Source organism: Vreelandella sp. L-25 (assembly GCF_056857535.1).
Genome location: NZ_JBSXNH010000073.1, coordinates 1 through 25351 on the forward strand (window position 1 = coordinate 1; position 25351 = coordinate 25351).

General features: G+C 54.8%; 21 protein-coding genes. 11 read left to right on the plus strand and 10 right to left on the minus strand.

Annotated features, from left to right (window positions below; genetic code table 11):
* Positions 1-403 precede the first annotated feature (403 nt).
* From AC13CN_RS12020 to AC13CN_RS12030, 3 genes are read left to right on the plus strand one after another with little or no spacing between them, the layout of a single operon-like run.
* On the plus strand, positions 404-601 hold the full coding sequence (locus AC13CN_RS12020) for a helix-turn-helix transcriptional regulator (RefSeq protein WP_034819418.1): 198 nt from the start codon (positions 404-406) through the stop codon (positions 599-601).
* Positions 602-616: 15 nt separating this feature from the next.
* Entirely contained in the window at positions 617-2293 is a 1677-nt protein-coding gene (locus AC13CN_RS12025) for a DUF927 domain-containing protein (protein WP_034819416.1), read from the plus strand.
* Between the two features lie 60 nt (positions 2294-2353).
* Positions 2354-2698 carry a helix-turn-helix transcriptional regulator gene (locus AC13CN_RS12030; RefSeq protein ID WP_034819415.1) on the plus strand — a complete coding sequence of 115 codons (345 nt, stop codon included), beginning with the start codon at positions 2354-2356 and terminating at the stop codon, positions 2696-2698.
* Between the two features lie 41 nt (positions 2699-2739).
* Here AC13CN_RS12030 and AC13CN_RS12035 read toward each other — a convergent pair whose 3' ends face one another.
* The 5 genes from AC13CN_RS12035 to rpmH all read right to left on the minus strand — a co-directional run bounded on the left by AC13CN_RS12035 (position 2740) and on the right by rpmH (position 7930).
* Positions 2740-3921 carry a site-specific integrase gene (locus AC13CN_RS12035; RefSeq protein WP_062361545.1) on the minus strand — a complete coding sequence of 394 codons (1182 nt, stop codon included), beginning with the start codon at positions 3919-3921 and terminating at the stop codon, positions 2740-2742.
* Positions 3922-4090: 169 nt separating this feature from the next.
* Positions 4091-5461 carry a tRNA uridine-5-carboxymethylaminomethyl(34) synthesis GTPase MnmE gene (mnmE, locus tag AC13CN_RS12040; protein WP_044628570.1) on the minus strand — a complete coding sequence of 457 codons (1371 nt, stop codon included), beginning with the start codon at positions 5459-5461 and terminating at the stop codon, positions 4091-4093.
* A gap of 121 nt (positions 5462-5582) precedes the next feature.
* Positions 5583-7265: a membrane protein insertase YidC gene (yidC, locus tag AC13CN_RS12045; RefSeq protein WP_044628569.1), complete on the minus strand. Its 1683-nt coding sequence runs from the start codon at positions 7263-7265 to the stop codon at positions 5583-5585.
* Between the two features lie 115 nt (positions 7266-7380).
* On the minus strand, positions 7381-7782 hold the full coding sequence (gene rnpA, locus AC13CN_RS12050; protein ID WP_082051404.1) for a ribonuclease P protein component: 402 nt from the start codon (positions 7780-7782) through the stop codon (positions 7381-7383).
* Positions 7783-7795: 13 nt separating this feature from the next.
* Positions 7796-7930, minus strand: coding sequence for a 50S ribosomal protein L34 (gene rpmH / locus AC13CN_RS12055; RefSeq protein ID WP_009723348.1), 135 nt, complete (start codon positions 7928-7930; stop codon positions 7796-7798).
* Positions 7931-8464: 534 nt separating this feature from the next.
* On the opposite strand from rpmH, the gene dnaA reads away from it, so the two are divergent.
* From dnaA to gyrB, 4 genes are all read left to right on the plus strand, one after another.
* Positions 8465-9934 carry a chromosomal replication initiator protein DnaA gene (gene dnaA / locus AC13CN_RS12060; RefSeq protein ID WP_044628567.1) on the plus strand — a complete coding sequence of 490 codons (1470 nt, stop codon included), beginning with the start codon at positions 8465-8467 and terminating at the stop codon, positions 9932-9934.
* A 58-nt stretch (positions 9935-9992) separates the two neighbouring features.
* Positions 9993-11096 (plus strand): DNA polymerase III subunit beta, encoded by a 1104-nt coding sequence (dnaN, locus tag AC13CN_RS12065; RefSeq protein ID WP_044628566.1) that lies wholly within the window; start codon positions 9993-9995, stop codon positions 11094-11096.
* Positions 11097-11202: 106 nt separating this feature from the next.
* Positions 11203-12306 (plus strand): DNA replication/repair protein RecF, encoded by a 1104-nt coding sequence (gene recF, locus AC13CN_RS12070; protein WP_054641215.1) that lies wholly within the window; start codon positions 11203-11205, stop codon positions 12304-12306.
* A gap of 39 nt (positions 12307-12345) precedes the next feature.
* Positions 12346-14766: a DNA topoisomerase (ATP-hydrolyzing) subunit B gene (gene gyrB / locus AC13CN_RS12075; protein ID WP_172415789.1), complete on the plus strand. Its 2421-nt coding sequence runs from the start codon at positions 12346-12348 to the stop codon at positions 14764-14766.
* Positions 14767-14883: 117 nt separating this feature from the next.
* Here gyrB and gmhB read toward each other — a convergent pair whose 3' ends face one another.
* The 3 genes from gmhB to glyQ form a co-directional block, all read right to left on the minus strand.
* A complete protein-coding gene (gene gmhB / locus AC13CN_RS12080) occupies positions 14884-15444 on the minus strand; it encodes a D-glycero-beta-D-manno-heptose 1,7-bisphosphate 7-phosphatase (RefSeq protein ID WP_172415790.1) in 561 nt (186 codons plus the stop codon).
* Positions 15445-15618: 174 nt separating this feature from the next.
* On the minus strand, positions 15619-17685 hold the full coding sequence (glyS, locus tag AC13CN_RS12085) for a glycine--tRNA ligase subunit beta (protein ID WP_172415791.1): 2067 nt from the start codon (positions 17683-17685) through the stop codon (positions 15619-15621).
* On the minus strand, positions 17685-18656 hold the full coding sequence (gene glyQ, locus AC13CN_RS12090) for a glycine--tRNA ligase subunit alpha (protein WP_054641216.1): 972 nt from the start codon (positions 18654-18656) through the stop codon (positions 17685-17687). The genes glyS and glyQ overlap by 1 nt, the downstream gene beginning before the upstream one ends.
* Before the next feature lie 109 nt (positions 18657-18765).
* Between glyQ and rfaD the strand changes: the two genes are divergently transcribed.
* On the plus strand, positions 18766-19722 hold the full coding sequence (gene rfaD, locus AC13CN_RS12095; protein WP_054641217.1) for an ADP-glyceromanno-heptose 6-epimerase: 957 nt from the start codon (positions 18766-18768) through the stop codon (positions 19720-19722).
* A complete protein-coding gene (waaF, locus tag AC13CN_RS12100) occupies positions 19715-20761 on the plus strand; it encodes a lipopolysaccharide heptosyltransferase II (RefSeq protein WP_062361526.1) in 1047 nt (348 codons plus the stop codon). The genes rfaD and waaF overlap by 8 nt, the downstream gene beginning before the upstream one ends.
* On the opposite strand, the gene AC13CN_RS12105 is transcribed toward waaF, so the two are convergent.
* Positions 20751-22403 (minus strand): sulfatase-like hydrolase/transferase, encoded by a 1653-nt coding sequence (locus AC13CN_RS12105; RefSeq protein ID WP_062361523.1) that lies wholly within the window; start codon positions 22401-22403, stop codon positions 20751-20753. The genes waaF and AC13CN_RS12105 overlap by 11 nt on opposite strands.
* A 144-nt stretch (positions 22404-22547) precedes the next feature.
* Between AC13CN_RS12105 and AC13CN_RS12110 the strand changes: the two genes are divergently transcribed.
* Both AC13CN_RS12110 and AC13CN_RS12115 read left to right on the plus strand, forming a co-directional pair.
* Complete coding sequence (locus tag AC13CN_RS12110) at positions 22548-23468, plus strand: glycosyltransferase family 2 protein (RefSeq protein WP_062361519.1); 921 nt, start codon at positions 22548-22550, stop codon at positions 23466-23468.
* A 75-nt stretch (positions 23469-23543) separates the two neighbouring features.
* Positions 23544-24305 carry a glycosyltransferase family 2 protein gene (locus AC13CN_RS12115; protein WP_062372240.1) on the plus strand — a complete coding sequence of 254 codons (762 nt, stop codon included), beginning with the start codon at positions 23544-23546 and terminating at the stop codon, positions 24303-24305.
* Here the strand turns inward: AC13CN_RS12115 and AC13CN_RS12120 are convergent.
* Positions 24243-25328, minus strand: coding sequence for a glycosyltransferase family 9 protein (locus tag AC13CN_RS12120; RefSeq protein WP_228219296.1), 1086 nt, complete (start codon positions 25326-25328; stop codon positions 24243-24245). The two genes, AC13CN_RS12115 and AC13CN_RS12120, sit on opposite strands and share 63 nt — an antisense overlap.
* Positions 25329-25351: the final 23 nt, after the last annotated feature.

The following is a 25351-nucleotide window of genomic DNA, read 5'->3' on the forward strand; positions in this document are numbered from 1 at the left end:
CTGAGAAAAACCAACGCACAAAAAACGGAATCGGTTGACCCATCGTGACCGCTCAGCGTACAAAACTCTCTCCAGCGTGAAGGCCGTGTGCAAATCGGTCACGATCACCGTAATGACCGGTCACGTTCGCCGGAATACGCATCTGAGACCGGAGAATGACTTTCACATGTGAAAGCCATGCAGCTAACTTGGTCATTAAATGCACAAAACCCACTCATGTAAGCCCTAATTTTGCGATTATGACGTTCTTTTTCTGGTTTCTTGTGATTTTTATCTATTAATAATCAATGGCTTATTAGCCGACCTCTCCTTTGCGCCCTTTTTGGGCAATTCCGCGGTTCTCCCCTAAGACGAATATTTCCGATGATTGCTCCGAACGATTCACAACCGAACTGGAGTAGTCATGAAGAAACAATCAAATACCTCGACTGAGCGTCTACTGACTTATGAAGAAGTCTGCACCGTCCTGAAAACATCGCAGGCAACGCTGCGCCGCTATGTAAAACAGGGGCGGTTCCCGGCACCTGTGAAGCCGAATCCCCATGGGCGAGCCGTTCGCTTTCGCTACCAGGACGTAAAAGCGTGGCTGGACAAGCTGTGAGAGGAGCTGCGTGATATGCAATACAAACTGCAAGATGACGGGCTCTATGCCTTATCAGGGGACCATTGGCAGCGTGTCGGCGGCTGGATTCAGGTAATGGCTCGCACCAGGTTAACCGACAGGCGGCACGGACACGGAGCGTTGCTGGAATGGCAGAATTTCGATGGTGTGAAGCTACGCGAGGTCGTCTATGCCCGAGATCTCAACAGCGATAATGCCCGACAGGTGCGAGATATGCTGGTTGATACCGGTTATCCACTGACACCCGGGCAGGCAAGTTGGAGCCGGCTTCAGCACTATCTGTTGGAACAGATGGCTCTGGCCGAACCGGCGACGGTGGTTAATCGAACGGGTTGGCACGATGGAGTATTTGCCACCAGTAATTGGACTATCGGCTCCGCTGACGAGCCGCACCATTTCGTAGGCCAATTATCAGGCTCTGCGACGTTAGAGGAGTCTGGAAGTCTCAGCGACTGGCAGACTTATGTCGGTCAGCTATGCCGAGGCAACCCGTTAGCAATATTCAGTATTGGCACGGCGCTGGCTGCGCCATTGATTGCCTCTGCTGGGATGGAAAATGGCGCCATCCACTTGGTTGGAGCATCGTCGACCGGAAAGACCACCTTGTTGCAGTTGGCGGCTAGCGTGTATGGGGGAAACCGCTATGTTCGCAGTTGGATCTCAACCAGTAACGGGTTAGCGGCAGTCTCATCAGAGCACAACGACATGTTGTTGCCGTTAGATGAGATTGGCATGGCTCGCCCAGAAGACATCGATACGGCGATCTATCAGATCATGAACGGATCAGGAAAGTTACGGGCTAACGTCTCCGGCGAGCTGGCCGCGACCTCGCATTGGCGAACGCTGGTGTTGAGCAGCGGTGAAGTCTGGATTGCTGAGCTACTCCAGCAGATCGGTAAGCCGTTACGTGCAGGCCAGCAGATTCGACTGGTGGAGCTCCCAGTGTTTGGGACCTACGGCGCGTTCGATGAACTACACGGTCATAAGCACCCTCAGCAGTTTGTGGACGAGATGAAATCAGCTTGTCAGCGCTACCACGGCACCATAATTCGCGAGTGGATCTCTTTACTGACCGAGCGTCATGACGAGCTGAACAGCTACCTGAGTCACGAAATTGGTCGCCTAAGCGGTATTTGGACACGAGACCAGATGGCATCGCAGGTGCAACGGGTCATCAGGCGGTTTGCGCTCATAGGGGCGGCACTTTGTCTCGGTAGTAGGAATTTCATTCTCCCTTGGAGCGAGGAAGAGTCCTTGGCAGCCGTCCACCGAACCTTGAAGGCTTGGCTGGATAATAGAGGCCACTCCAGAAATTCGGAGGAATTCCGGCTTCTCAAAGCGCTGGAGCGGGCCATGAAAGTCTGGGAGCGCAGTCTCAGTGATATTGAACAAGCGAGTGGCCAGGGGGGAGCTGGTTTTCGACGCTCACACGAGGGACGCGAGTTGTGGTTGATCTATAAATCGCACTTCCTGAAGCGGCTCGGGCTGCCGACCCATTACATGAGGGAAGTGGAGGTGCTGTTACAGCGTGACTGCCTGGTGAGTAATGAGCGCTCCCGTGGGACCTACAAAACCAGAGTCAATGGAGATTTGCAGCGATTTTTCGCGCTCAGGCCTGACCAAGTTAGACGGCAACTTGAAGAACTGGAGAGGATTGAGCATGAGGACTGACACGGTGTTCCCAATTTCCCAGTTTTCCCACTTTGGTTATGGCGGTGTAGAGGTATAGCGATGACAGAAAAAGAAATGTTACAGCGAGTATTGCAGGACATGATGGTCCTCAAAAAAATCATTTTGGACCATATTAATGGTAGCAAGGCCCCGGAGGCCGACAAGGAGATCATGAGCCTTGAGGAGTGTGCGGAATACACTGGGCTGAAGAAAAGCACCCTGTACCAGTTAACCTCCCAAAAGAAGATCCCTCATTTCAAGCCAAATGGTCACCGGATTTTCTTTCGCCGCGCAGACACCTTGAAGTGGCTCCAGTCCAACCGGATCGCGACGGCGGACGAGATCGAGCAGTCGGCTGCTCAGCACCTGGTGAGCCACCGAAGACCAGGACGGCGGAGTGTTTGATGTGGGGCAGGAGGAAAGAGGGGCTGTGAAAGCCCCTCTCGTCACTTAGGCTCTCCGTCCAGTGTCTCCTCAAATATGTCAGGAAAACTCCTCATGGCCTCTGTACGGCGAGTTTCGAGTATGTCCGCGTAGATCTCCGTGGTTCTGAGCTCGCTGTGGCCCAGAAGCCGGGACAACGAGTAGATATCCACACCCCTGGCCAGTTGATTGACCGCAAAGGTGTGCCGTCCGGCATGGAAAGTCACACTCTTGGTGATACCCGCGCGCATGACCCATTGTGCCAACGCAACGTTGGTATAGGAGTCATACTTCAGACCCTTGAATACGCGATCACCTGGCTTTCCGCGATTCTCCAGATTCAACAATCTCACCGCTGAGTCTGGAAGATCCAGGTATTGCAGCGAGTTCCCGGCGTTCACCAGCTTCTTCTGCCGAAAAATGATGCGGTAGTGGCCATCGGCGAATTCCTCTATCTCACCCCAGACCAGCTTGTGGATATCTGACCAGCGAAGGCCTGTAGTGCAGGAGAACAGGAAAGCCCGCCTCAGCACGTCATACCGGCATTCGGCTTTGGTCAGAGCCCGGACCTCTTCCAGGGTCAGGTAAGTCCGTTTCGTGTTTTCCGGCTTGATGGACTTAACCTGTTGAACCGGGTTGTCGCGGACAATGCCGTCCCGATAGGCCTGGTTGAGCGCTGCCCGAACCTTGTTGAAGTAACTGCTGGTCGTGTTCTTGGCCAGTTTGGTACCGGATTTGGTGGTGGCTTCATGCTGAAGGTAGTGCCGAAACCCCTCCAGGAATCGCTTATCGACTTGTTCAAAGGTCAGTTCAGACAAGCCATGGTAGCGGTGCAGGTGATGACGGGTGGAGATCCAGATCGAATGGTTGGATTTGCTTCCGGAAGCTTTCTCGTCGGTCAGCTGGTCGAAGTAATCGAAGAAGCTGGCAGAAAGCTTGGTCCGATCATCCAATCCATGTCGTGACGACTCGCTTTCCAACAGCCGCTTTGCCCTGATGGCCTCAGCCTTCTGATTAACCGTCTTGTTGTGCTCACGCTCCGCCGGAAGGCGGGGTTTGTCGTAGAGGAACAGGTTCAGGGGCTCATACGAGCGCTTCTGCGCCCGAGAACCGTTCTGGCCTGTCTTGGAACCGTGGTAGTAGACCAGTCGCAAGGCACGGTGGCCGTTCTTGTCTGGTTCGCGTTTCTGGATAGTGATTTTCATGTTTGCTCCTTTTGTGCTCCGAGTGCTCCGAAAACTTATACTCGGAGCACACACGGAGCAAGAGGGGGCAAAACGGATCAAATTGCCTGCAAAGAAATAGAATAATTTTATTTATAAAAAAAAGGCTTATTTGTATTTGATTGGATGCTTTTCGATCTTTTTGGCCGTTTCACTTCCCGATACAGAAGCTGCCAAAAATTTCGCCGAGCAGATCATCGGCGCTAAATTCACCGGTGATCTCTCCTAGCGCCTGCTGAGCATCCCTTAGGTCTTCGGCAAGCAGCTCGCCTGCCCCGTAGCCATCTAGCTGTGCTCGCCCGGTATCGAGTGCAGCCATGGCGCGGTCAAGGGCATCCAGATGGCGGCGGCGGGCGGAGAAGCGGCCTTCTGTGGTTGCAGAGAAGCCCATCACCTCTTTCAGATGCGTTTTCAAACTATCCACACCCTCTCCGGTTTTCGCAGATAGCCGAATAATCGGAGTGGCTGTGGATAATTCAATGCCCGGCGCTTCAGCACTGGCATCGATTTTATTACGCACCAGGGTAAGCCTCCTTTGATCGGGGAGGCGCTCCACGAACTCAGGCCAGATGCTCATTGGGTCGGTAGCCGCTGTGGTGGAAGCATCCACCATAAGCAGTACGCGGTCGGCCTTTTCGATCTCTTCCCATGCCCGGGCAACACCGATTTTCTCTACTGCATCGGGCGTATCACGCAGCCCGGCGGTATCAATAATATGCAGCGGCATGCCGTCTAGGTGAATGTACTCCCGGAGTACGTCACGAGTGGTGCCCGCGATGTCCGTCACAATAGCCGTATCCTGCTCGGTCAGCGCGTTCAGTAGGCTCGATTTACCTGCATTGGGGCGTCCTGCAATCACCACGCTCATGCCCTCGCGTAGCAGAGCGCCTTGCCCTGCGGCCTTACGAACAGCAACCAGCGCCTGCTGAACACTCTCTAAGTGCGTGGCGACATGGCCATCGGCGAGAAAGTCGATCTCCTCCTCTGGGAAATCGATGGCGGCTTCCACGTAAACGCGCAGTTCGATCAGCCGTTCGACCAGGGCGGAGACCCGCTGTGAGAACTCGCCCTGTAACGAGCGCACGGCGTTTTCAGCGGCGGAGCGGGAGGTAGCATCAATCAGGTCGGCAATCGCTTCCGCTTGGGCTAAATCCAGCTTGTCGTTTAGAAACGCCCGTTCGGAGAACTCCCCTGGCCGTGCCAGGCGAGCGCCTAGCTGCAGGCAGCGCTCAAGCAGCATATCCATAATGATGGGGCCGCCGTGGCCCTGCAGCTCCAGCACGTCTTCACCGGTGAAGGAGTGAGGGCCGTTGAACAGCAGCGCGATGCCCTCGTCAATAGTGCCCTCAGCGCCATGAAACGGGCCATAGTGGGCGTGACGAGGAGCAGGGCAGTCACCCAGTATCTCAGCGGCTATCGAGCGGCAGGCGGGGCCTGACACGCGAATGATGCCCACGCCGCCACGGCCAGGGGGGGTTGCCAAGGCGGTAATGGTGTCTTGGGTATAGAGTCGGTCGGCCATGACGCTTCCTAAAGACGAAAGAGGGAGAGAGTGTTTCGCGATGGCGCTCATGATGAGCACCTTCGCCCTAAAACGCCAGACCCCCGCAAAGGCGGGGGTCTGGGAGTAGCAGAGGGGGCGATTACTTGGTTCGCATCCCTTTGCCGACGCTTGGATCCTTCTCGATGCTGCGCGTAATGAAGTACTGCTGCGCCACCGAGATGATGTTGTTGACCACCCAGTAGATGACCAAGCCTGCCGGGAACCACAGGAAGAAGAAGGTGAAGATAATCGGCAGCATCTTCATGATCTTCGCCTGCATGGGGTCTGGCGGTGTCGGGTTCAGCATCTGCTGAACAAACATCGAGATACCCATCAGAATCGGCAAGATGAAGTAGGGGTCTTTCACCGAGAGATCCTGGATCCAGAATATGAACGGCGCGTGGCGCAGCTCAACGGATTCCAGCAGCATCCAGTAAAGGGCGATAAATACCGGCATCTGTACCAGAATCGGCAAACAGCCACCCAGCGGATTGATCTTCTCTTTCTGGTAGAACTTCATCATCTCTTGAGACATTTTCTGGCGGTCATCGCCATACATCTCTTTAAGACGCTGCATCTCTGGGCCCAGTTTGCGCATACGCGCCATCGACTTGTAGGCCTTCGCAGAGAGCGGGAACAGCACCAACTTCACCAATACGGTGAGTAGTACGATGGACCAGCCCCAGTTGCCCACGATGTCGTGGATCTTATCCAGCAGCCAGAACAGCGGGTTGGCAATGAACCACAACCAACCGTAATCCACGGTGAGCTTGAGGTTCGGTGCGACTTGCTCGAGGTAGTCTTGCACCTTCGGGCCCATGTAAAGCGTTGCGCTCAGCGTGGCTTCACCCTCGGGAGCCACGCTGCTGGTGGGGCCAGCGAAGGCCACTACGTTACGATCTCGAGAATCGGTCGTTACGTAGTAGAGATTCTGCTGGTTTTGAGGCGGTGCCCAGGCGGACACAAAGTAGTGCTGGATGATCGCTATCCATCCGCCTTGGGCCTCGCGATTCTCGAAGTTACGTTTTTGGATCGTATCGAAATCGATCTTCTCGTAGCGCGCTTCAGGCGTGGAATAGGCGGCCCCCAGGTAGGAGTTCATCCCCATGGCCACACCGCTAGACGGGTCCGGGCTATTGTCGCGAGCCAGCTGGCCAATGAATCGAGCGGAAACCGGTGCTTCGGTATTGTTGGCCAGGTAGTAACTCACATTGACCGCATAGCTACCGCGCTCGAATGTCAGACGTTTGATGACGTCGACACCATTCACGTTAGCTGTCAAATCGACGCTGATCTGCTCTTCGTCATCGCCCAAGCGGTACTCGTTACGCTCGGGAGTAAAAGCAATGCGGCTTGCCTGACCATCCAGTTGAAGGCCGGAGCGAGCAACATAGCTGCGCGTGGCGTTATCTGACAACAGCACGTAATTACGGTCGGAATCCAGCGTTAGTTTGTGCTGCGGCAAGGCTGCGTAGACGATATCGCCACCGAAGGGGTCGATGCGTACGTCTAGAACATCCGTGGTGACCGCAATGAAATCACGGCTGGCGGTGTCGCTTTGCTCATCGCCAACGCCTTCGCTAATAGCGTTGTTAGGCGCAGAAGTACTGGGGACGGAGAGATCGTCGCTACCGCTTTCGTTCGCAGGAGCCCCATTGCTGCTTTGGGTGATCTCTGGCGTCGAATCGTAGGTAGTCTGCCCGTAATCCTGATTCCACTGTATAACCAGAAGGTAGGCTAGTACGGCCAGTGGAATCAGTAATAAAAGTCGTTTTACGTCCATGAGGGTTCTGCCCGATGGGTGGTGAACATGCTAATGGCGCAGTGTCATTTACTCGACCCATGACACACGAAAGCCTGCCAAGCGGCAGGCCAAGGTCGAGCGGCGAGGTGCGTCGTCAAGCGTCACGTGTTACGCCATTAGGCGGGGGAGGTGCAGACACCGCCTGTGCGTCGCGCTGAAGCCGTTTCCACATGCCGTGTAGCTGGCGAGTGAGCGTTTCGTTATCGATATCCTGAGCGCCGCGCTTTGCCAATATCACAATATCCACAGAGGGTAAGTGATCTTGACGCAGACGAACAGATTCCCGAACGAGTCGCTTGAAGCGGTTACGATCAACAGCGAGCTTCACATTTTTTTTGCTGACCACCAGTCCAATGCGGGGATGTCCCCGGGTACTCATGCGCGCGAGCGCCATCATACCTTTGCCATGAACTTTCAGGTCTGCCTGTTCAAACACGTGACTAAAATCCCCAGCGTTTAGCAAACGTAAGCACCGGGGAAAGCCTTGAGGCGACACACGCAATCCGAGATCAGGCGCTCAGACGCTTGCGGCCTTTGGCGCGGCGGCGTGCGATCACGGCACGGCCGTTTTTGGTTGCCATACGAGCACGGAAGCCATGCGCGCGCTTGCGCTTGAGAACGCTAGGTTGAAAAGTGCGTTTCATAACTCGTTATTCCCACGTGGTTTAGGACGGAAAGTGAATTCCAAAAGACCCGGTCCAGTGAGGAACTAGCCGGGGAGTTTCAATTCAAGACCGGAAATTGTAGAGACTTCCCGCGCCGGGTGCAATTTTTCCTTGCATAAAAAGCTCGAAAAAGGCAATGGCGGCGCGTCTCCGCTGTGGAGTCGATTCAACTTGGGGCACACTACTATTACTAATGAAGTTATTTAAAACCTACTGTTATTAATAGTGGGGATACTATTTGTGGATAAGTGGTTTTAGCACAATTTTATCAACAGCTTAAAATAATAAAAAATCTGTGTATAAGCATCGAATAACGAGCGAATAAACTGTGAGTTTGATGTGGTCAACCGAAGACAAAACAGCCCAAAATAGAGTTGTACCCATGGCATCACTGGGTTTTCCTGAACCCTTACCTAAAGTTGTCCACAGGTGAAAAAGAGCCGTTAGTGCGTGTGGATAACCACTTCGTTGGGCGCTACAATGGTCGGCCGTTTTCAACCGATGGTGAGATGAGTGTCACTCGCGCTTTGGCAACAGTGCCTGGACTACCTGCAGGACGAACTGAATTCACAGCAGTTCAATACCTGGATACGTCCGCTGCAGGCAGAAGAAGGAGAGTCCAATGAGCTACGCTTGTTGGCGCCGAATCGTTTTGTGCGCGACTGGGTGAGTGATAAGTACGCCAAGCGTATTAGTGAGCTAATGCGCGAGCTTGCCCCTTCTAAGCCTCCCAAAGTGAGCCTGACCGTGGGCAGCCGACGAGCGGCAGCCCCTGCGCCACAGCCTAGAGAGCTTGGCAATCCGGTCTCGGCAGCTCCCGCTCAACCGGCTTCACCTGCTGTCCATACGCCCCCCCGGGGCGATATTGGCGATGAGCGTGAAATCGACCAGCTACGTGAAGAGAGTAGCCCTAGCCGTCGTGGTAACGAGCGCCAGGTGCAGGTAGAAGGCAGCTTGAAGCACAGCAGTGGCCTAAACCCTAATTTTACCTTCGACACCTTTGTGGAAGGTAAGTCTAACCAGCTGGCGCGTGCGGCTTCTCGTCAGGTCTCCGAAAATCCTGGTGGCGCTTATAACCCGCTGTTTTTATACGGTGGTGTTGGCTTAGGTAAAACGCACCTAATGCATGCGGTGGGTAATGCGCTGGCGGGCCGACGTGAAAATGCCCGCGTGGTCTACCTGCATTCCGAACGCTTTGTGGCCGACATGGTAAAAGCGCTGCAGCTTAATGCGATTAACGACTTTAAGCGTTTCTACCGCAGCGTTGATGCCCTGCTGATTGACGATATTCAGTTTTTTGCCGGTAAAGAGCGCTCTCAAGAAGAGTTCTTTCATACGTTTAATGCGCTGTTGGAAGGCGGTCAGCAGATGATTTTGACCTCTGACCGCTATCCCAAAGAGATCAGTGGCGTTGAAGAGCGGCTGAAGTCGCGCTTTGGGTGGGGGCTGACCGTCGCCATTGAGCCGCCGGAGCTTGAGACACGAGTGGCGATTTTGATGAAAAAAGCCGATCAAGCAAAAGTGGATTTGCCCCACGATGCGGCTTTCTTTATCGCTCAGAAGATTCGCTCTAACGTGCGTGAGCTTGAAGGCGCGTTGAAAAAGGTCATTGCCGACTCCCACTTTATGGGTAAAACCATTACTCAAGACTTTATCCGCGAGTCGCTGAAAGACCTACTGGCGCTGCAGGATAAGCAGGTGGGGGTGGATAATATTCAGCGCACGGTGGCTGAATATTACAAAATCAAGGTGGCGGATCTGCTCTCTAAGCGGCGCTCCCGTTCGGTAGCGCGCCCGCGACAGGTCGCTATGGCGCTGGCGAAAGAACTAACCAACCATAGCCTGCCTGAGATTGGCGATGCATTTGGGGGCCGCGACCACACCACCGTGCTGCACGCCTGCCGAAAAGTAAAAGCACTGCAGGAAGAGAATGCGGATATCCGTGAGGATTACAAAAACCTTCTTCGTCTGCTAACCAGTTAACCTTTTTTGTTTACGCCTGCCATGGGCAGGCCTTTCAGGATAGAAAACCGGAGTTTCGATGAAATTTACCATTTCCCGAGAGGCGCTGCTTCGCCCGCTGACTCTGGTGGCGGGCGTAGTAGAACGGCGCCAAACGCTGCCTGTGCTCTCTAACGTACTGATTCAAGTTGAAGGCGATCAGGTCGCTCTGACCGGTACGGATCTAGAAGTTGAGCTAGTAGGCCGCACGGTCGCCAGCCAAGTTGACCAAGCGGGCGCTGCTACGGTGCCGGCTAGAAAGCTGATGGATATTTGTAAATCGCTGCCCGATCAGTCCGACATTCAGTTAGCGGTCGAAGAGGGGCGCGCGATATTACGTAGTGGTCGTTCGCGCTTTACACTTTCTACACTTCCTGTAGCAGAATTTCCTAATATTGAAGATGCCGATGGCAGTCAGGAACTCAGCGTTCCGCGTGGCACGCTTAAGCATTTGATTGAGTCCACCTCCTTTGCCATGGCGCAGCAGGATGTGCGTTATTACCTAAACGGTATGCTGCTGGAAATTCAGAGCAATTTGCTGCGTACGGTCGCGACCGATGGACACCGTTTGGCGATGTGCTCGCGTCCCATTGACGTGGCAGTAAGCCAGTCTCAAAAGCTGATTGTGCCCCGTAAAGGTATCCTAGAGCTCTCTCGCCTGTTGGATGACAGCGATGAACCTGTCAGCCTTACCTTGGGATCAACGCATGTTCGTGCGCATACAGGTGACTTCACGTTTACCTCTAAGCTTATTGACGGCAAATTCCCCGATTATGAGCGCGTAGTGCCGCGCAATGGCGATAAGGTGCTGATTGCCGAGCGTGCCGAGCTTCGTCAAGTGCTGTCACGTACCGCCATTCTCTCCAACGAAAAGTACCGTGGTGTTCGGCTGTATCTTGAGGAAAATAACCTCAAAGTAATGGCCAACAACCCTGAGCAGGAAGAAGCGGAAGAGAACATTGCCGTGGAGTACAGCGGTAGCGCCATGGAAGTGGGCTTTAACGTTGGCTATCTGGTGGATGTGCTCTCTGTGCTTGATGAAGAGCGCGTACAAATTACCCTAGCCGACCCGAACAGCAGTGCCCTGCTGGAAGAGCCTGGCGGTGGTGATGCGCTGTATGTTGTTATGCCGATGCGCTTATAACCGCATTGGGACTGAATGAAAACGGCGCTTCTACTTGTCAGAAGCGCCGTTTTCGCATTTGGCAACGGATAGCGCGTTTTATGGTCTTACTAGGTAGCATTCGCGGATGAGCGTGACACAACTCACTTTTCACGGACTGCGTAACTTGGCCCCGGTTACGATCCATCCGTCACCACGTATCAATGTTATCTATGGCGTGAACGGTAGCGGTAAGACCAGTCTTCTGGAAGGTATTCATATTCTGGGCATGGGACGCTCTTTTCGTACTCGTCAGCTGAAGAATGCCATTCAGTCAGAGGCGCCGTATATGACGCTGTACGGCCGCTTGGCAGGAGATCCTGAGGTGACGCTGGGGGTAAGGCGAATGCGGGCTCAGCGTGAGCTGGAGCTGCGTTTGCGTGGCGAAAAGGGTGTCCGATTGGCTGAGCTGGTAGAAGCTATGCCGCTCCAGCTTATTAATCCTGATGCTTTTCGTTTGCTGGAAGGGTCACCCGCTGGTCGCCGTGAGTTCTTAGACTGGGGAGTGTTTCACGTGAAACATCACTTCCTAGACGCGTGGCAGCGGACTCGCCGGGCGGTGAAACATCGGAATGCACTTCTTAGGCGTGGTAGAATAGCGGCCAGTGAAATAGCGGTGTGGGAGCAGGAGCTTGCCCATTGGGGAGAGCAGATGGATAGGCTACGCCAAGCATGGTTTAGTGAGTTCTTGCCCGTATTTGATGAAACACTGAAAAAATTGCTGCCGCTGCCCGGGTTAACACTCCGCTATGCCAGAGGCTGGGATAAACAACGCTCGCTGGCAGATGTACTGCACGATAGCCGAGAAACCGACCAGCAGATGGGGTTTACGCAGCAGGGCCCACAGCGCGCCGATTTGCGTATTCGGTTGAACAAGCAGCCCGCAATTGAGGTGCTTTCCAGAGGCCAGCAGAAGCTGGTAGTGAGTGCATTAAAGCTCGCTCAAGGAAGGCTTCTGGAAAGTACCGCACAGCGGCACTGCATTTATTTGATAGATGATTTACCGGCAGAGCTGGACGAGCATCACCGCCGCCAGTTCTGCGCTTTGCTTGAAGAGATGCAGTGCCAAGCATTTATTACCAGCGTCGAGCCCACCGCGCTAAGCGATGTCTGGCAGCCCACTACTGCCGTTGAGATGTTTCACGTGAAACACTCCGAGCAAGGGTTTAGCCAGTGCCAGCCAGATGGGTAGACGACACGGAACGAGACAGACTTCACGACGGAGTGGTCAATGAGCGAGCAGGCTTACGATTCATCAAGCATCAAGGTGCTCAAAGGGCTAGACGCAGTACGTAAGCGTCCAGGCATGTACATCGGTGATACCGACGACGGCACCGGGCTGCACCACATGGTTTTCGAGTTGGTGGATAACTCCATCGATGAAGCCTTGGCAGGCCACTGTAGCGAAATTCGAGTGGTCATCCACGCGGATGAATCGGTAACCGTGAGCGATAATGGCCGGGGTATTCCGACCGAGCTACACGAGGGCGAGGGCGTCTCTGCGGCGGAAGTCATCATGACGGTGCTCCACGCGGGCGGTAAGTTCGACGATAACTCTTATAAAGTATCGGGCGGCTTGCACGGCGTGGGTGTGTCGGTGGTGAACGCGCTCTCAGAAGAGCTGCGCCTGACGATTTGGCGCCAAGGGGAGGTGTTTGAGCAAATTTATCATCACGGCGTTCCGCAAGCGCCGCTAAGCGTCGTAGGAAAAACGGAAAAAAGCGGTACCCGCGTGCATTTTCGCCCGTCTCCGGCGACGTTTGCCAACATCGAATTCCACTACGATATTCTGGCGAAACGCCTGCGTGAGCTCTCCTTCCTCAACTCGGGTGTAGCCATTCGCCTGATGGATGAGCGTAGCGGCAAAGAGGAGCTGTTCCATTACGAAGGTGGTTTGAAAGCCTTCGTTGACCACTTGAACAAAAACAAAACCGTTCTGAACCCGGTATTTCACTTCAACGCTGGGCGTGATGATGGTGTGGAAGTCGAAGTGGCAATGCAGTGGAGCGATGCCTTCACAGAGAACATCTTCTGTTACACCAACAACATTCCTCAGCGGGATGGCGGTACCCACTTGGCAGGGTTCCGCGCTGCGCTAACGCGTACGCTAAACCACTATATCGAAGCGGAAGGTCTGCTGAAAAAAGCCAAAGTGAACACGTCGGGCGACGACGCCCGTGAAGGCCTGACGGCGATCATCTCCGTCAAAGTGCCCGATCCGAAGTTTTCATCGCAAACCAAGGACAAGCTCGTCTCGTCCGAGGTGAAGACGGCGGTGGAGCAGGAGATGGGTCGCTTGTTTGCCGACTACCTGATCGAAAAACCCAACGAAGCCAAAGCCATCGTCAACAAGATGCTGGACGCGGCCCGTGCCCGTGAGGCGGCGCGAAAAGCTAGAGACATGACTCGCCGCAAAGGCGCTCTGGATGTCGCGGGTTTGCCGGGCAAGCTAGCCGATTGCCAGGAGAAAGACCCAAGCCAGTCAGAGCTTTACCTGGTGGAGGGTGACTCGGCGGGGGGGAGTGCCAAGCAGGGGCGTGATCGTCGTACCCAGGCCATTCTGCCGTTGAAAGGTAAAATCCTGAACGTCGAAAAAGCGCGCTTCGATAAAATGCTTTCCTCCGCTGAAGTGGGCACGCTAATCACGGCGCTGGGCTGCGGCATTGGTCGGGAAGAGTTTAATCCCGATAAGCTGCGCTACCACTCGGTCATTATCATGACTGACGCCGACGTAGACGGTTCGCATATTCGTACGCTGCTACTGACGTTCTTCTTCCGTCAAATGCCCGAGCTGATTGAGCGTGGGCATATCTTTATTGCCCAGCCGCCGCTTTATAAAATCAAACGTGGTAAGCAAGAGCTCTATCTGAAAGATGAGCAGGCCATGATTGATTACCTGACCACCACCGCGCTGGATGGGGCAGGGCTGCACGTTAATGCGGATGCGCCGGGCATTGCTGGCTCACAGCTAGAAGCGCTGGTAAATCAGTATCGCAACGTGATGAAGCGAATTGACCGTTTGGCGCGGGTTTACCCCATCGAAGTATTGAAGCAGGTAGTACATGCTACCGCGCTACAGGGTGAGCCTAGCTTGAAAGACCGCGTCACCATGGAAAACTGGATTGCCGAGCTGCAGAAAGCCATGGATGACATGGTGGCCTATGAAGGCGGCCCGCGCTATCAGTTCTACTTGCAAGAAGACACAGAGCGTGGCCTGCATTTACCGGCGGTATCGCTGATTGCCCACGGCGTCACCACAGAATACGTGTGGGGCCTGGACTTCTTTGAAAGTGCTGATTACCGCGCCATGGCAGGCTTAGGGGAAACCCTCAACGGCTTGTTGGATGAAGGTGCCTACATCGCCCGTGGTGAGCGCCAGAAGCCCGTTGCACACTTCTCTGAAGTGCTGACTTGGCTAATGCAGGAAGGCCAGCGTGGCCTCTCTGTGCAGCGCTATAAAGGGCTAGGTGAGATGAATCCAGACCAGCTGTGGGAAACCACCATGGATCCGGATAGCCGTCGTATGCTGCGGGTTACTATTGAAGATGCGGTAGCGGCGGATATGATGTTCAACACCTTGATGGGTGATGAAGTTGAGCCGCGTCGCGACTTTATCGAGACCAACGCACTCGTTGCTAACCTCGATATCTAAAAAGCCTCTTCAATGTGTTTCACGTGAAACATTGAAAAGCAAAAAACCGTAGGCGAAGCGCCTGCGGTTTTTTTATGGATGGTGGTGTTCAATGCTAGTATGAAAATTGTGGAAAGGTTAGTCCAAGACACCTGCGATTAAATCGTCAACAAAGGCAGCTAAATCAGCGTAGACCAAGGCATGCTCTAGCCCGTCCCCTTTTGCGAGGGTCTTTTCCCCTTTACCCGTTCTCACGAGAACGCTACGGCATCCCACCGATTCACCCGCTTGCAGATCGCGTAGGCTATCGCCCACCATCCAACTGCCTTTCAGACTGGAAAGCGTTAGTTTGTCCTGTATCTCGGTAAATAACCCAGGAAGCGGTTTACGGCAGCCGCACTGATCATCGGGGCCATGAGGGCAGTAAGCGATATGGGCAATTTGGCCGCCTTCCGCTTCCACCAGCCCATGTAAGCGCTCATTCATAGTGTTCAGCGTAGCTTCATCGTAGAAGCCACGGGCGATGCCGGATTGATTAGTAGCCACCGCCACGGTAAAGCCTGCCTGGGTAAGGCGGGCAATCGCGCTAATGGCAGAAGGGTAGGGGATCCATTCGGCAAGGGATTTGATATAAGCATCCGAGTCGTGATTAATCACGCCATCGCGATCCAGTATCACAAGCTGCTGAGCAGTAATCATGGGGCTCCTCTTAATGCGGTGGGCAAAAACGTCAACATTAGCGTAAGCCCTGAAGTGCGAATGAGCGAGTGTTTCACGTGAAACATTCATGTGCTCAATAAAAAGCCCGACTTATCAAAAGCCGGGCTATCGGTTACGCCTTCAGAGCAGTCGACGCTCTAAACACTCATCGTATCACTGGGGTAGCTGAGAGATGTCGGCCACTTCCAGGAACAGCGCCTGCAGGCTGGCAAGCAGGGCAAGGCGGTTACGGCGAATGGCATCGTCATCCGCCATGACCATCACTTGATCAAAGAAGGCATCGACCGGCTCACGCAGCGTGGCCAGTGCGTCTAATGCCTGCTGGTAATCGCCTTTGGCAAACAACGGGGCTACCTGCTGCTGGCTAGCCGTGACCGCTTCAAACAGCGCTTTTTCCGCCGCTTCTTGAAGAAGCGAAGCTTCTACCTGAGTGCTGCCATCATGCTCCTGCTTGCTCAGGATGTTGGAAACACGCTTGTTGGCAGCGGCCAGGGCTGCGGCTTCTTCACGTTGAGCAAAGGCTTTGACGGCACGTAAGCGACGCGCAAAATCCAGCGGTTTGGTCACCGGGCGCGCACGAACGGCGAGGTACATCTCAGCAGAGATACCCTCCTCCTGGCCCCAGGCGCGGAAGCGGTCGAGCATATACGTCAGTACGTCTTCTACTAGGCCGTCGGCTTTTGGCAGATTCTGGTGCTGATCAGCCGCCACTTGCAGCAGTTCACGCAAGTCGAGATTCAGCTCGCCTTTCACCAGAATGTTCAGCACGCCAATGGAGGCGCGGCGCAGGGCGAAGGGGTCTTTTGCGCCCGTGGGGCGTTGGCCTATACCGAAGATGCCCACCAGGGTATCTAAACGATCGGCTAGTGCCAGCGCTTGGCCGGTCAAACTTTGCGGAATCGCGTCGCTGGCAAAGCGGGGCAGGTATTGCTCTTCTAACGCCTGGGCGACTTCCGCCGGTTCGCCATCCTGCTCGGCGTAGTAGCGGCCCATAATGCCCTGCAGCTCGGGGAATTCGAGTACCATTTCGGTAACGAGATCACATTTGGCCAGGGCCACGGCGCGTTGTGCATGAGCCACGTCACCCTGGATGCGCTCAGCGATGAAAGTGGCGATGGCCGTGCTGCGGCGGGCTTTATCCGCCAGCGTGCCCAGCTGCTGCTGGAAGACCACGCTTTCTAATTGCGGAATGCGCGAGGCCAGCGTGTGCTTGCGGTCGGTATCGTAGAAGAACGCCGCATCCGCCAAGCGTGGGCGAATGACCTTTTCATTGCCGGAGATGACCTGATCAGGGTCTTGGCTCTCGATGTTCGAGATAGTGATGAACAACGGCTTCAGCTTGCCCTGATCATCCAGCAGGTGGAAGTACTTCTGGTTGGCCTTCATGGAGGAGATCAGACACTCCGCGGGCACTTCCAAAAAGCGCTCGTCGAAGCTGCCGGTCAGTGCGACGGGCCACTCCACCAAACCGCTGACCTCTACCAGCAGGTCCTCGTCGATGACGGCGTTGGCTTCCTGGACTTCGGCCTCGGCGAGCACCTGCTCACGAATACGCTCCCGGCGACGCTGGCGGTCTGCCAATACGTAGGCATTTTCCAGTGCCGCAAGGTAGTCGTCGGCATGCTCAAGTTGAATTGCATCCGGCGCGTGGAAGCGATGGCCGTAGGTGGTACGGCTGGCTTGAAGGCCAAGGGCTTCGGCGGCAATCACCTCGTTGCCATACAGCGCCACCAGCCAGTGAACCGGGCGCGAGAACTCAACGCGGGACGCACCCCAGCGCATGTTCTTGGGCACCGGCAGCGACTGTAGTGTTTTACGCACCATCTCAGGCAGTAGCGCTTGAACGCTGTCGCCCTGCTGCTGTTCGCGGTAGCCAAGCCAGGTGCCCTTATCGGTTTCCAGGTGGATCAGATCATCCACGCTGACACCGCAGGAGCGGGCAAAACCTTCTGCCGCTTTGGTGGGGGCACCGTCTTTAAACGCGGCGGCCAGGGCAGGGCCTCGGCGCTCTACTTCACGGTCTGGCTGCTTGTCGGCAAGCCCGGTGACTTGTACGGCTAAGCGGCGCGGCGTGGCGTAGGCGGTCACCGCTTGGAAGGGAATTTCGGCTTCCTGTAGGCCTTTTTCAATGCCGGCAGCAAACGCGTCTGAGAGCGCGTCCAGCGCGGTTGGCGGAAGTTCTTCTGCGCCCAGTTCTAATAAAAGCGTATCAACGGCCATTATGCGTCTCCCTGCTCGGCGAGCTCTTCTTGTAACAGTTCACGGCGTAATGCTTCCGGTGCCATGGGGAAGCCTGCTGCTTTACGAGACTCGAAGTAGGCGGTAGCGACGTCACGCGCCATGGTGCGTACGCGCAGGATGAAGCGCTGACGTTCCGTGACGGAGATCGCGTGGCGTGCGTCCAGCAGGTTAAACGTATGGGACGCTTTCAGCACCTGCTCGTAAGCGGGCAGCGGCAGGCTTGCGGCCAAGAGTTTGCTGCACTCTTTTTCCTGGTGATCAAACGCCGCGAAGAGCTGATCCACATCTGCGTGCTCAAAGTTATACGCAGACTGCTCGCGCTCGTTTTGCAGGTAGACATCGCCATAACTCACTTTGCTGCCGTCCGGCGCGATGGCCCATACCAGGTCGTAAACGCTATCGACGTTCTGCAGGTACATGGCGATACGCTCAAGCCCATAGGTCAGCTCGCCGGTGACGGGGTAGCACTCGATGCCGCCCGCCTGCTGGAAGTAGGTGAACTGAGTCACTTCCATGCCGTTGAGCCATACTTCCCAACCAAGGCCCCAGGCACCTAACGTGGGGGATTCCCAGTTGTCTTCCACGAAGCGCACGTCGTGGATCAGCGGGTCGAGCCCCAAACGCTTCAACGAGCCTAGGTAAAGATCCTGTAGGTTGCTGGGGGAGGGCTTCATCACCACCTGAAACTGGTAGTAGTGCTGCAGGCGGTTGGGGTTTTCGCCGTAGCGGCCGTCGGTTGGACGGCGGGAAGGCTGAACGTAGGCAGCGTTCCAAGTTTCTGGGCCAATCGCCCGCAGGAAGGTGGCGGGGTGGAAGGTGCCCGCGCCGACTTCCATATCGAGGGGCTGGAGGATGACGCAGCCCTGTTCTGCCCAGTACTGTTGCAGAGCAAGGATCAAGCCTTGAAAGGTCGACACATCGGGTGTCGATTGGTTTGTCGAAACACTCATCGCGGAAAGCACCGTTGGCCATGAATTCATAAGCCGTCAAGTATACAATCACAGGCAGATGGGTTATAGGCACGTTAGCCAAAGAGCCGCTTTTGGTAAGGAGAACGAGATGATCGTGGTAACAGGCGGTGCCGGGTTTATCGGCGCCAATATTGTCAAAGCGCTAAATGCTCGCGGCCGTGACGATGTGATGGTGGTCGACGACCTGCGCGATGGCACCAAATTCGTCAATTTGGCGGACTGCACGCTGGCTGACTACTTGGATAAAGACGATTTCATCGCCCGCGTGAAAGCCGCGCTACGTGGTGAAACGGTGGACTTGCCCACCATCGATGCGATTTTCCATGAAGGGGCTTGCTCGGATACAACCGAGTGGGATGGGCACTATATGATGGAGAATAACTTCGAGTACTCCAAAGTGTTGCTCAACTACTGTGAAAAACTGGGCATTCCTTTTCTGTACGCGTCGTCAGCGGCGACCTACGGCGGCAGCGAGGTGTTCAAGGAAGCGCCAGAGTATGAAAAGCCGCTTAACGTCTACGGCTACTCCAAGCTACTGTTCGATCAGCACGTGCGTTCGCGCTGGAACGAGCTGACCACGCAGGTGGTGGGCTTCCGCTACTTCAACGTTTACGGGCCGCGAGAGCAGCATAAAGGCAAGATGGCCAGCGTGGCGTACCACAACCACCTGCAGATCCGTAACGGCGAAACGCTGAAGCTGTTCGGTGCTTACGGCGGCTATGAGGCCGGTATGCAGAGCCGCGATTTTGTCTATGTGGGTGACGTGGTCGATGTAAATCTCTGGTTCCTGGACAACCCCAGCGCCTCGGGCATCTTCAATTTGGGGACTGGCCGTGCGGAGCCGTTCAAGGCGATTGGCGAAGCGGTCATCGACTTCTATGGCCAGGGCGAAATCGACTACATTCCTTTCCCCCAAGAGTTGAAAGGGCGCTACCAAAGCTACACGCGTGCCGATATTAGCCAACTGCGTGCGGCAGGTTGTGACGTGGAATTCAAAACTGTCGCCCAGGGCGTTAAGGCGTACTTGGAGTGGCTAAATGGCTAACTCTGCCAAGCGACTGCTGGTAGTAGGCCCCTCCTGGGTAGGCGATATGGTCATGGCACAGAGCCTGTTTATGACCTTAAAAGCGCGCTACCCGGGTGCCACCCTTGGGGTGGTCGCCCCCGCTTGGTCTCAGCCGATTCTTGAGCGTATGCCAGAAGTAGATGAGGTGTTGCCATTGGCGGTGGGCCACGGTGAGTTTGGGCTGGCAAGCCGCCGCGAGCTGGCGGCCAGATTACGCGGCCGCTTTGACCGCGCCATCGTGCTGCCGCGCTCCTGGAAAGCAGCGCTGGTGCCCTTTATGGCGCGCATTCCCGAGCGGGTGGGTTTTTTAGGTGAGCACCGCTACGGGCTGTTAAAAGAGCGCCGCAAGCTAGACAAGCAGGTGCTGGACCAAACCGTTAAACGCTTTGTGTCACTAGGGCTGCCTTTGGAGGAGGCGCAAACCGGTCAGTTTGCGATCCCCAAACCACGGCTCACCATTGATCGGGATAATTTGGTGAACCTGCGTCTTACCCACGCACTGTCATCACGCCCCGCCATAGGCATGATGCCGGGCGCAGAGTATGGCCCGGCCAAACAGTGGCCGCTTGAGTACTTCCACCAACTGGCAGCAAGGCTGATCAAAGATGGCTTTGAGGTGCGCGTACTGGGCGGGGCCAAAGATCAGGCGGCGGGGCAAGCCATTGTGCAGGGCTTACCTCACGCGCATAACCTATGTGGAAAAACGCAGCTAGCGGATGCGGTGGATTTGCTGGCCGACTGCCGTCAGGTTGTGACCAACGATTCGGGCCTGATGCATGTGGCAGCCGCCGTGGGCGTAAGAATCCATGCGCTTTATGGCTCCTCCTCACCTGCCTACACGCCACCGCTCACGAACAATGCGGTAATTCACTACCTGGGGCTCTCCTGCTCTCCGTGCTTTCAGCGAACTTGCCCCCTGGGCCACACCAACTGCTTAAATGAGCTAGACGTAGAGCGCGTTTACCAAGCCATGCGTGCTGACCGGCAGAACGCTAACGGGGTGATCGTTAGTGCATAATCTCTACTTCGTCGGCGAGATCGGCGGGTGTCTCTGTGACCTGTTCAGCGATGCTCTCTTCGCTTTCACGCCGCTGTGGGGCGAGCCCTTCCCAGAGTCGATGCTGGAGGGCTGTCTCCTCCCGTAGCCGCTCATTCAGCGTCTCAAGCCCATGGGTTTCGACCAGCGTGGGCTGACTGCTCAGCAGTGACGCACCTAACCCGGCACGGTTATCGTTTAGCGGCAGGCCCATGGCATCCAAAATAGTGGGAAACACATCCAGCATGGTAGCGCTTCGACGCACCCGCTGTGGCCTAATGCCATCACCTAGCATGATGAGCGTATTGTCGCGATCCAGCGCGGTGAGTTGATCCCATACCGATACGCGCATGGTGAGATGATCACTTAACACTACGACCAGCGTATTCTCCAGCAGCCCCTCTTGCTCTAACTGTTCGATAAAATCACGCGCTTGGCGCGCAGAGCACTCCACCGAGTAGAGAATATCCTGACCATCAAATTCGCCCTGGCGGTCCTGGCAGGTCTGTGAGGGGAACCCACTAGGCGCGTGCCCCGCGATGCTCAAGTTCACCACCGCCCAGGGGCCGTTATCTTCTTCGTTCAGGCGGCGTATTTCGTCAGCAGTAAAGTCGTATAGCGTATCGTCATACAGCCCCCAGCTATTCACATACTCTGGGTCATCGAGTTCAGGCAGCAGCTCCTCTTTGCCTTTCACGGTATTGAACTGGTGGCCGCGATAGAAAAGCCCCTTCCCGGCAAACTGCGTGCTGGCACCGCCCAAAAAGCTAAGCCGATAGCCTTGTTCAGCCAGCACATCTCCCAAGCAGTCAACGCCAGGTACTACCTTGGAAAGCGGTTCAAACTGGCTATCGTGTAGAAGCCCCGCAGGCATAAGCGGCACGCCGCACTGGCTGGCGATCATCCCGGCCATTGTCCAGCCGGTATTCTCCATCTGGTGAATGCCCTCAAACACCAGCCCGCGTTCGCCTAGCGCGGTTAAGTCCGCATACGCATCACCAAACAGCTCATTGCTGTAGGTGCGCTCTATGCTCTCTAAATACATCAGCAGTAGGTTGGGGGCATCGGGCTGGTCGCCGGTAGGCGGTGGCACATAGCGGCGGTCTAACCACGCGCCGTCGTCAGTCACAATGGCGGCACTGCGCTGGCCAATGCCATAGAGCAGCGGGTTAGCCGCCAGCAGCGCAATGGCAAAGAAGCGCTCGGTTAATCGCCAGCGCTGATCGTGGCGCGACAACCACGTTACGGATGCCAGCACCGCCAGTACGGTGAGCGTGTAGGACAGTGCCAGCAGCATTTTACCTGCCCCGCCATGCTCCGCCATGCCCGCCTGTAAATGAAAAAACACCGCCCCGAGGTCGACGTTTCCGAAGCTGTCGGCCAAATAAACATAGATGCTAAATAGGCTAAGTGGCGCAAGCGACCACGGCCACATAGCCCGGTAGCGAGCATTGAGCGGTGCACCCCAACGCAGTTTTAGGCCGACCCCAATCCATACGGCTGCGGTCAAAAAGAGTGTCCACCAGGGCAGGCGAGTTAGCACAGTAACGGCATAGCCGAGGCTGAGGCCAATCACAACCAGAGGCAGCCAGGGGGTAAGCTTGAGTGACCTTAAGGCGGGCATGCCGTATCCTTGGTTCATTAAGAAATTAAGTATGAATACAGTTTGCGAAAAAAATATCTTTTAACTCATGGTGTGATTATGGATGATAAGATATTTTGCGTCCAGCTACCCACATAGACACTTATTAATTACTAGGTATTTCCTATGGAAAATATTGAAGTTTCTTTTATAACAATTAATTATAATTCATCAAATTATACAAAATCTTTGGTGAGCAGTATTTTATTAAATACGAAGGATGTTTCTTATGAAGTTATAATTATAGATAATGCCTCAGAGGAGAAGGATTTTGAAAATTTGAATGTCGACTTTTTTAGTGGTGAAAATATTAAAATAATCAGAAGCCCTATAAATCTTGGTTTTGCCGGTGGAAATATGCTTGGTGTGTCTGCTGCGAAGGGGCGTTACTATTTTTTTATAAATAATGATTGTGAAGTTCTTAATGATGCGGCGAGCATTTTTAAAAAATTTTTGATTACCCATCCAACAACAGCGTTGGTAACAGGGAGTGTACTAGATAAAGAGAATCGGTTCTCGTCTTCTTACAAGCAGTTTCCGCATATAGCAAAGCAGTTGTTTGGAAATAGCATACAGAGGATTTTTTCAAAGAGAAAATTTCCTAGCAACAAAGTGAAGCTTGAGCACCCTGCAAAAGTTGAAGTTGTTAGTGGAGCCTGCATGTTTTTTGATGCTAAAGTTTTTTGCAAAATTGGTGGTTTTGATACAGTTTTCTTTCTTTACTGTGAGGAAGAGGATATTTCTAAGAGAGTGTGGGATCAAGGTAGTGAGGTTTATTTTGTTCCTTCTGCACGGGTTTTTCACGCTTCAGGCGGGAGCTCTAGTCAAGAAGCTTCTTTAGAAAAAGAGTACTACATATCGTATTTTCACTTGCTAGATAAGCATTATAATAGGCTGGGAAGAGGGCTGCTAAAGTTAGCTCTCTTTTTCAAGCTGTTCTTTAGAGTGTTTAAACGTAGAAATGGATTAAGGGTTTTTGCGTCTATGTTGGGTGGGTTTGCTAAAAAGGATAGCTTGAGGTACAAGCAGGTAATAAAAAAAGATTGATTTTAAGTGCTGGCATGAGAGAGAGGCGTGATTTTATAGACGGCTTAATTTTATTTGTTTTTGATAGGACTTTTTATGTCTATTTCCGCTGTGTTAATTGTCAAAAACGAAGCGCACCATTTACGTGAGTGCCTGGAAACGCTGACCTGGGCCGACGAAATCGTGGTGCTGGATGCGGGTAGCCAGGATGACACCTGCGCGATTGCGCGTGAATTTACCGACCATGTGAGCGTTAATGCCGATTGGCAAGGCTTTGGTATTCAGCGCCAGAGGGCGGAAGCCCTGGCAAGCAGTGAGTGGATTTTGATGGTTGATGCTGATGAGCGCGTAACGCCTGAACTGCGCGACAGCATTAAAGATGCTGTTCAGCAGCCGCCTGCTGCCTATAGCGTGAGCCGCCTGTCGTGGTGCTTTGGCCGCTTTATTCGCCACTCTGGCTGGTACCCAGACCGCGTGCTGCGCCTCTACCCGAAACACCAGGCGGGCTATAACGCTGCGCTGGTGCATGAAAAGCTGGTGGTAGAAGCCGGGCTGGCTGAAAAGCCGTTATCCGGCGACCTGCTTCACTACACCTACCGCGACCTGCGCCACTATCTTGAAAAATCTGCGCATTACGCCCAGGCCTGGGCAGAGCAGCGCGCCGCACAGGGGAAAACGGCCACGCTGTGGCAGGGCATTAGCCACGGGCTGGCCTGCTTTCTCAAAATGTATGTGCTTAAGGCGGGGTTTAAAGATGGCAAGCAGGGGCTGTTGTTAGCCTTGCTGTCCGCTCACTCAACCTTCGCTAAGTACGCGGATCTCTGGGTTCGTACGCAGACCTCCGAGAAGCAGCGCTGAGATCTGGTGGGCTGCCGCGTCGAGATCGATGGCGGTCATGTCCTGTGTGTCAGCGCCTGAAGGTGGGCTAAACGCCAGGCGCTTTTCCGCCCGGTTGCAGGTTTGCCAGCGCAGCGGCGTGGCTGAGCGCTTGGCCGGATAAAACCCCGCCGTGGCAATGTCCAGGCAGCCTGCGATATGCAGCGGCCCGGTTGAGCCGGCAATCAGCATATCCGCTCCGCCAAGCTGTAGGGCAAAGGCGTCGACACCTGCGGTGTCGGGGAAGTGGTCTGCTACAACACCATTTGTGGCAAGCTGCTCCCTCAACTCTTGTGCCTGGGGCTGCTCACTGGGGCCAGCGCTGATCAGCCAGCGTAGTGGTAGGTGCTGGCACTGCTGGTGCACTTGAGTGATCAGCGCGGCGTACTGCGCTACCGATAGATTCACAGCCGAGCCGCCGCTGCCAGGATGAATCACCACCACGTGCTCTGAAGCGTCGTTGACCAACGTTTGTCGCTGTTCATAACGCTGCGCGAAATCCATCGGCCAGAAGGGGGGCGAGGGCAGGGTGGAAAGCGTTAGCGAAAGGCGAGCCAGCAGTTCACAGGCCAAATCGACGTTGTACTGGTACTCCGGCTTTGCTGATTGCGAGCGGCGCTGGCGTACCCGTACGTTATAGAACACCTGCGCCCACTTGGTCGCCGGGGCAACGCGCAGCGGAATGCCTGCTTTCATGCCTAGCCAACCAATGCGCGGTGTCGAGAACAGCGTTAGCAGTGCATCGAATTTCGATTGTTTCACGTGAAACAATAGCGCCTGCTGCGCTGCTTTATCGGCCTGGCTGCCAGGGTCGATAATGACCTCATCTACCCATGGGCACGCCTTGGCCAAGGGAGCTGTATAGGCAGGAACCAGCACAGTGACGTGGGGTTCAGGTGTTGCCTGCTTCAAACATGCTAGGGCTGGCCAAGCCAGCATGAAATCTCCAATCTTGTCATTGCGGACCACTAAAATACGAGGTTGCGCAGTCTGGGGATGATTCATGAAGGCTCCTTGGGTGATAATGG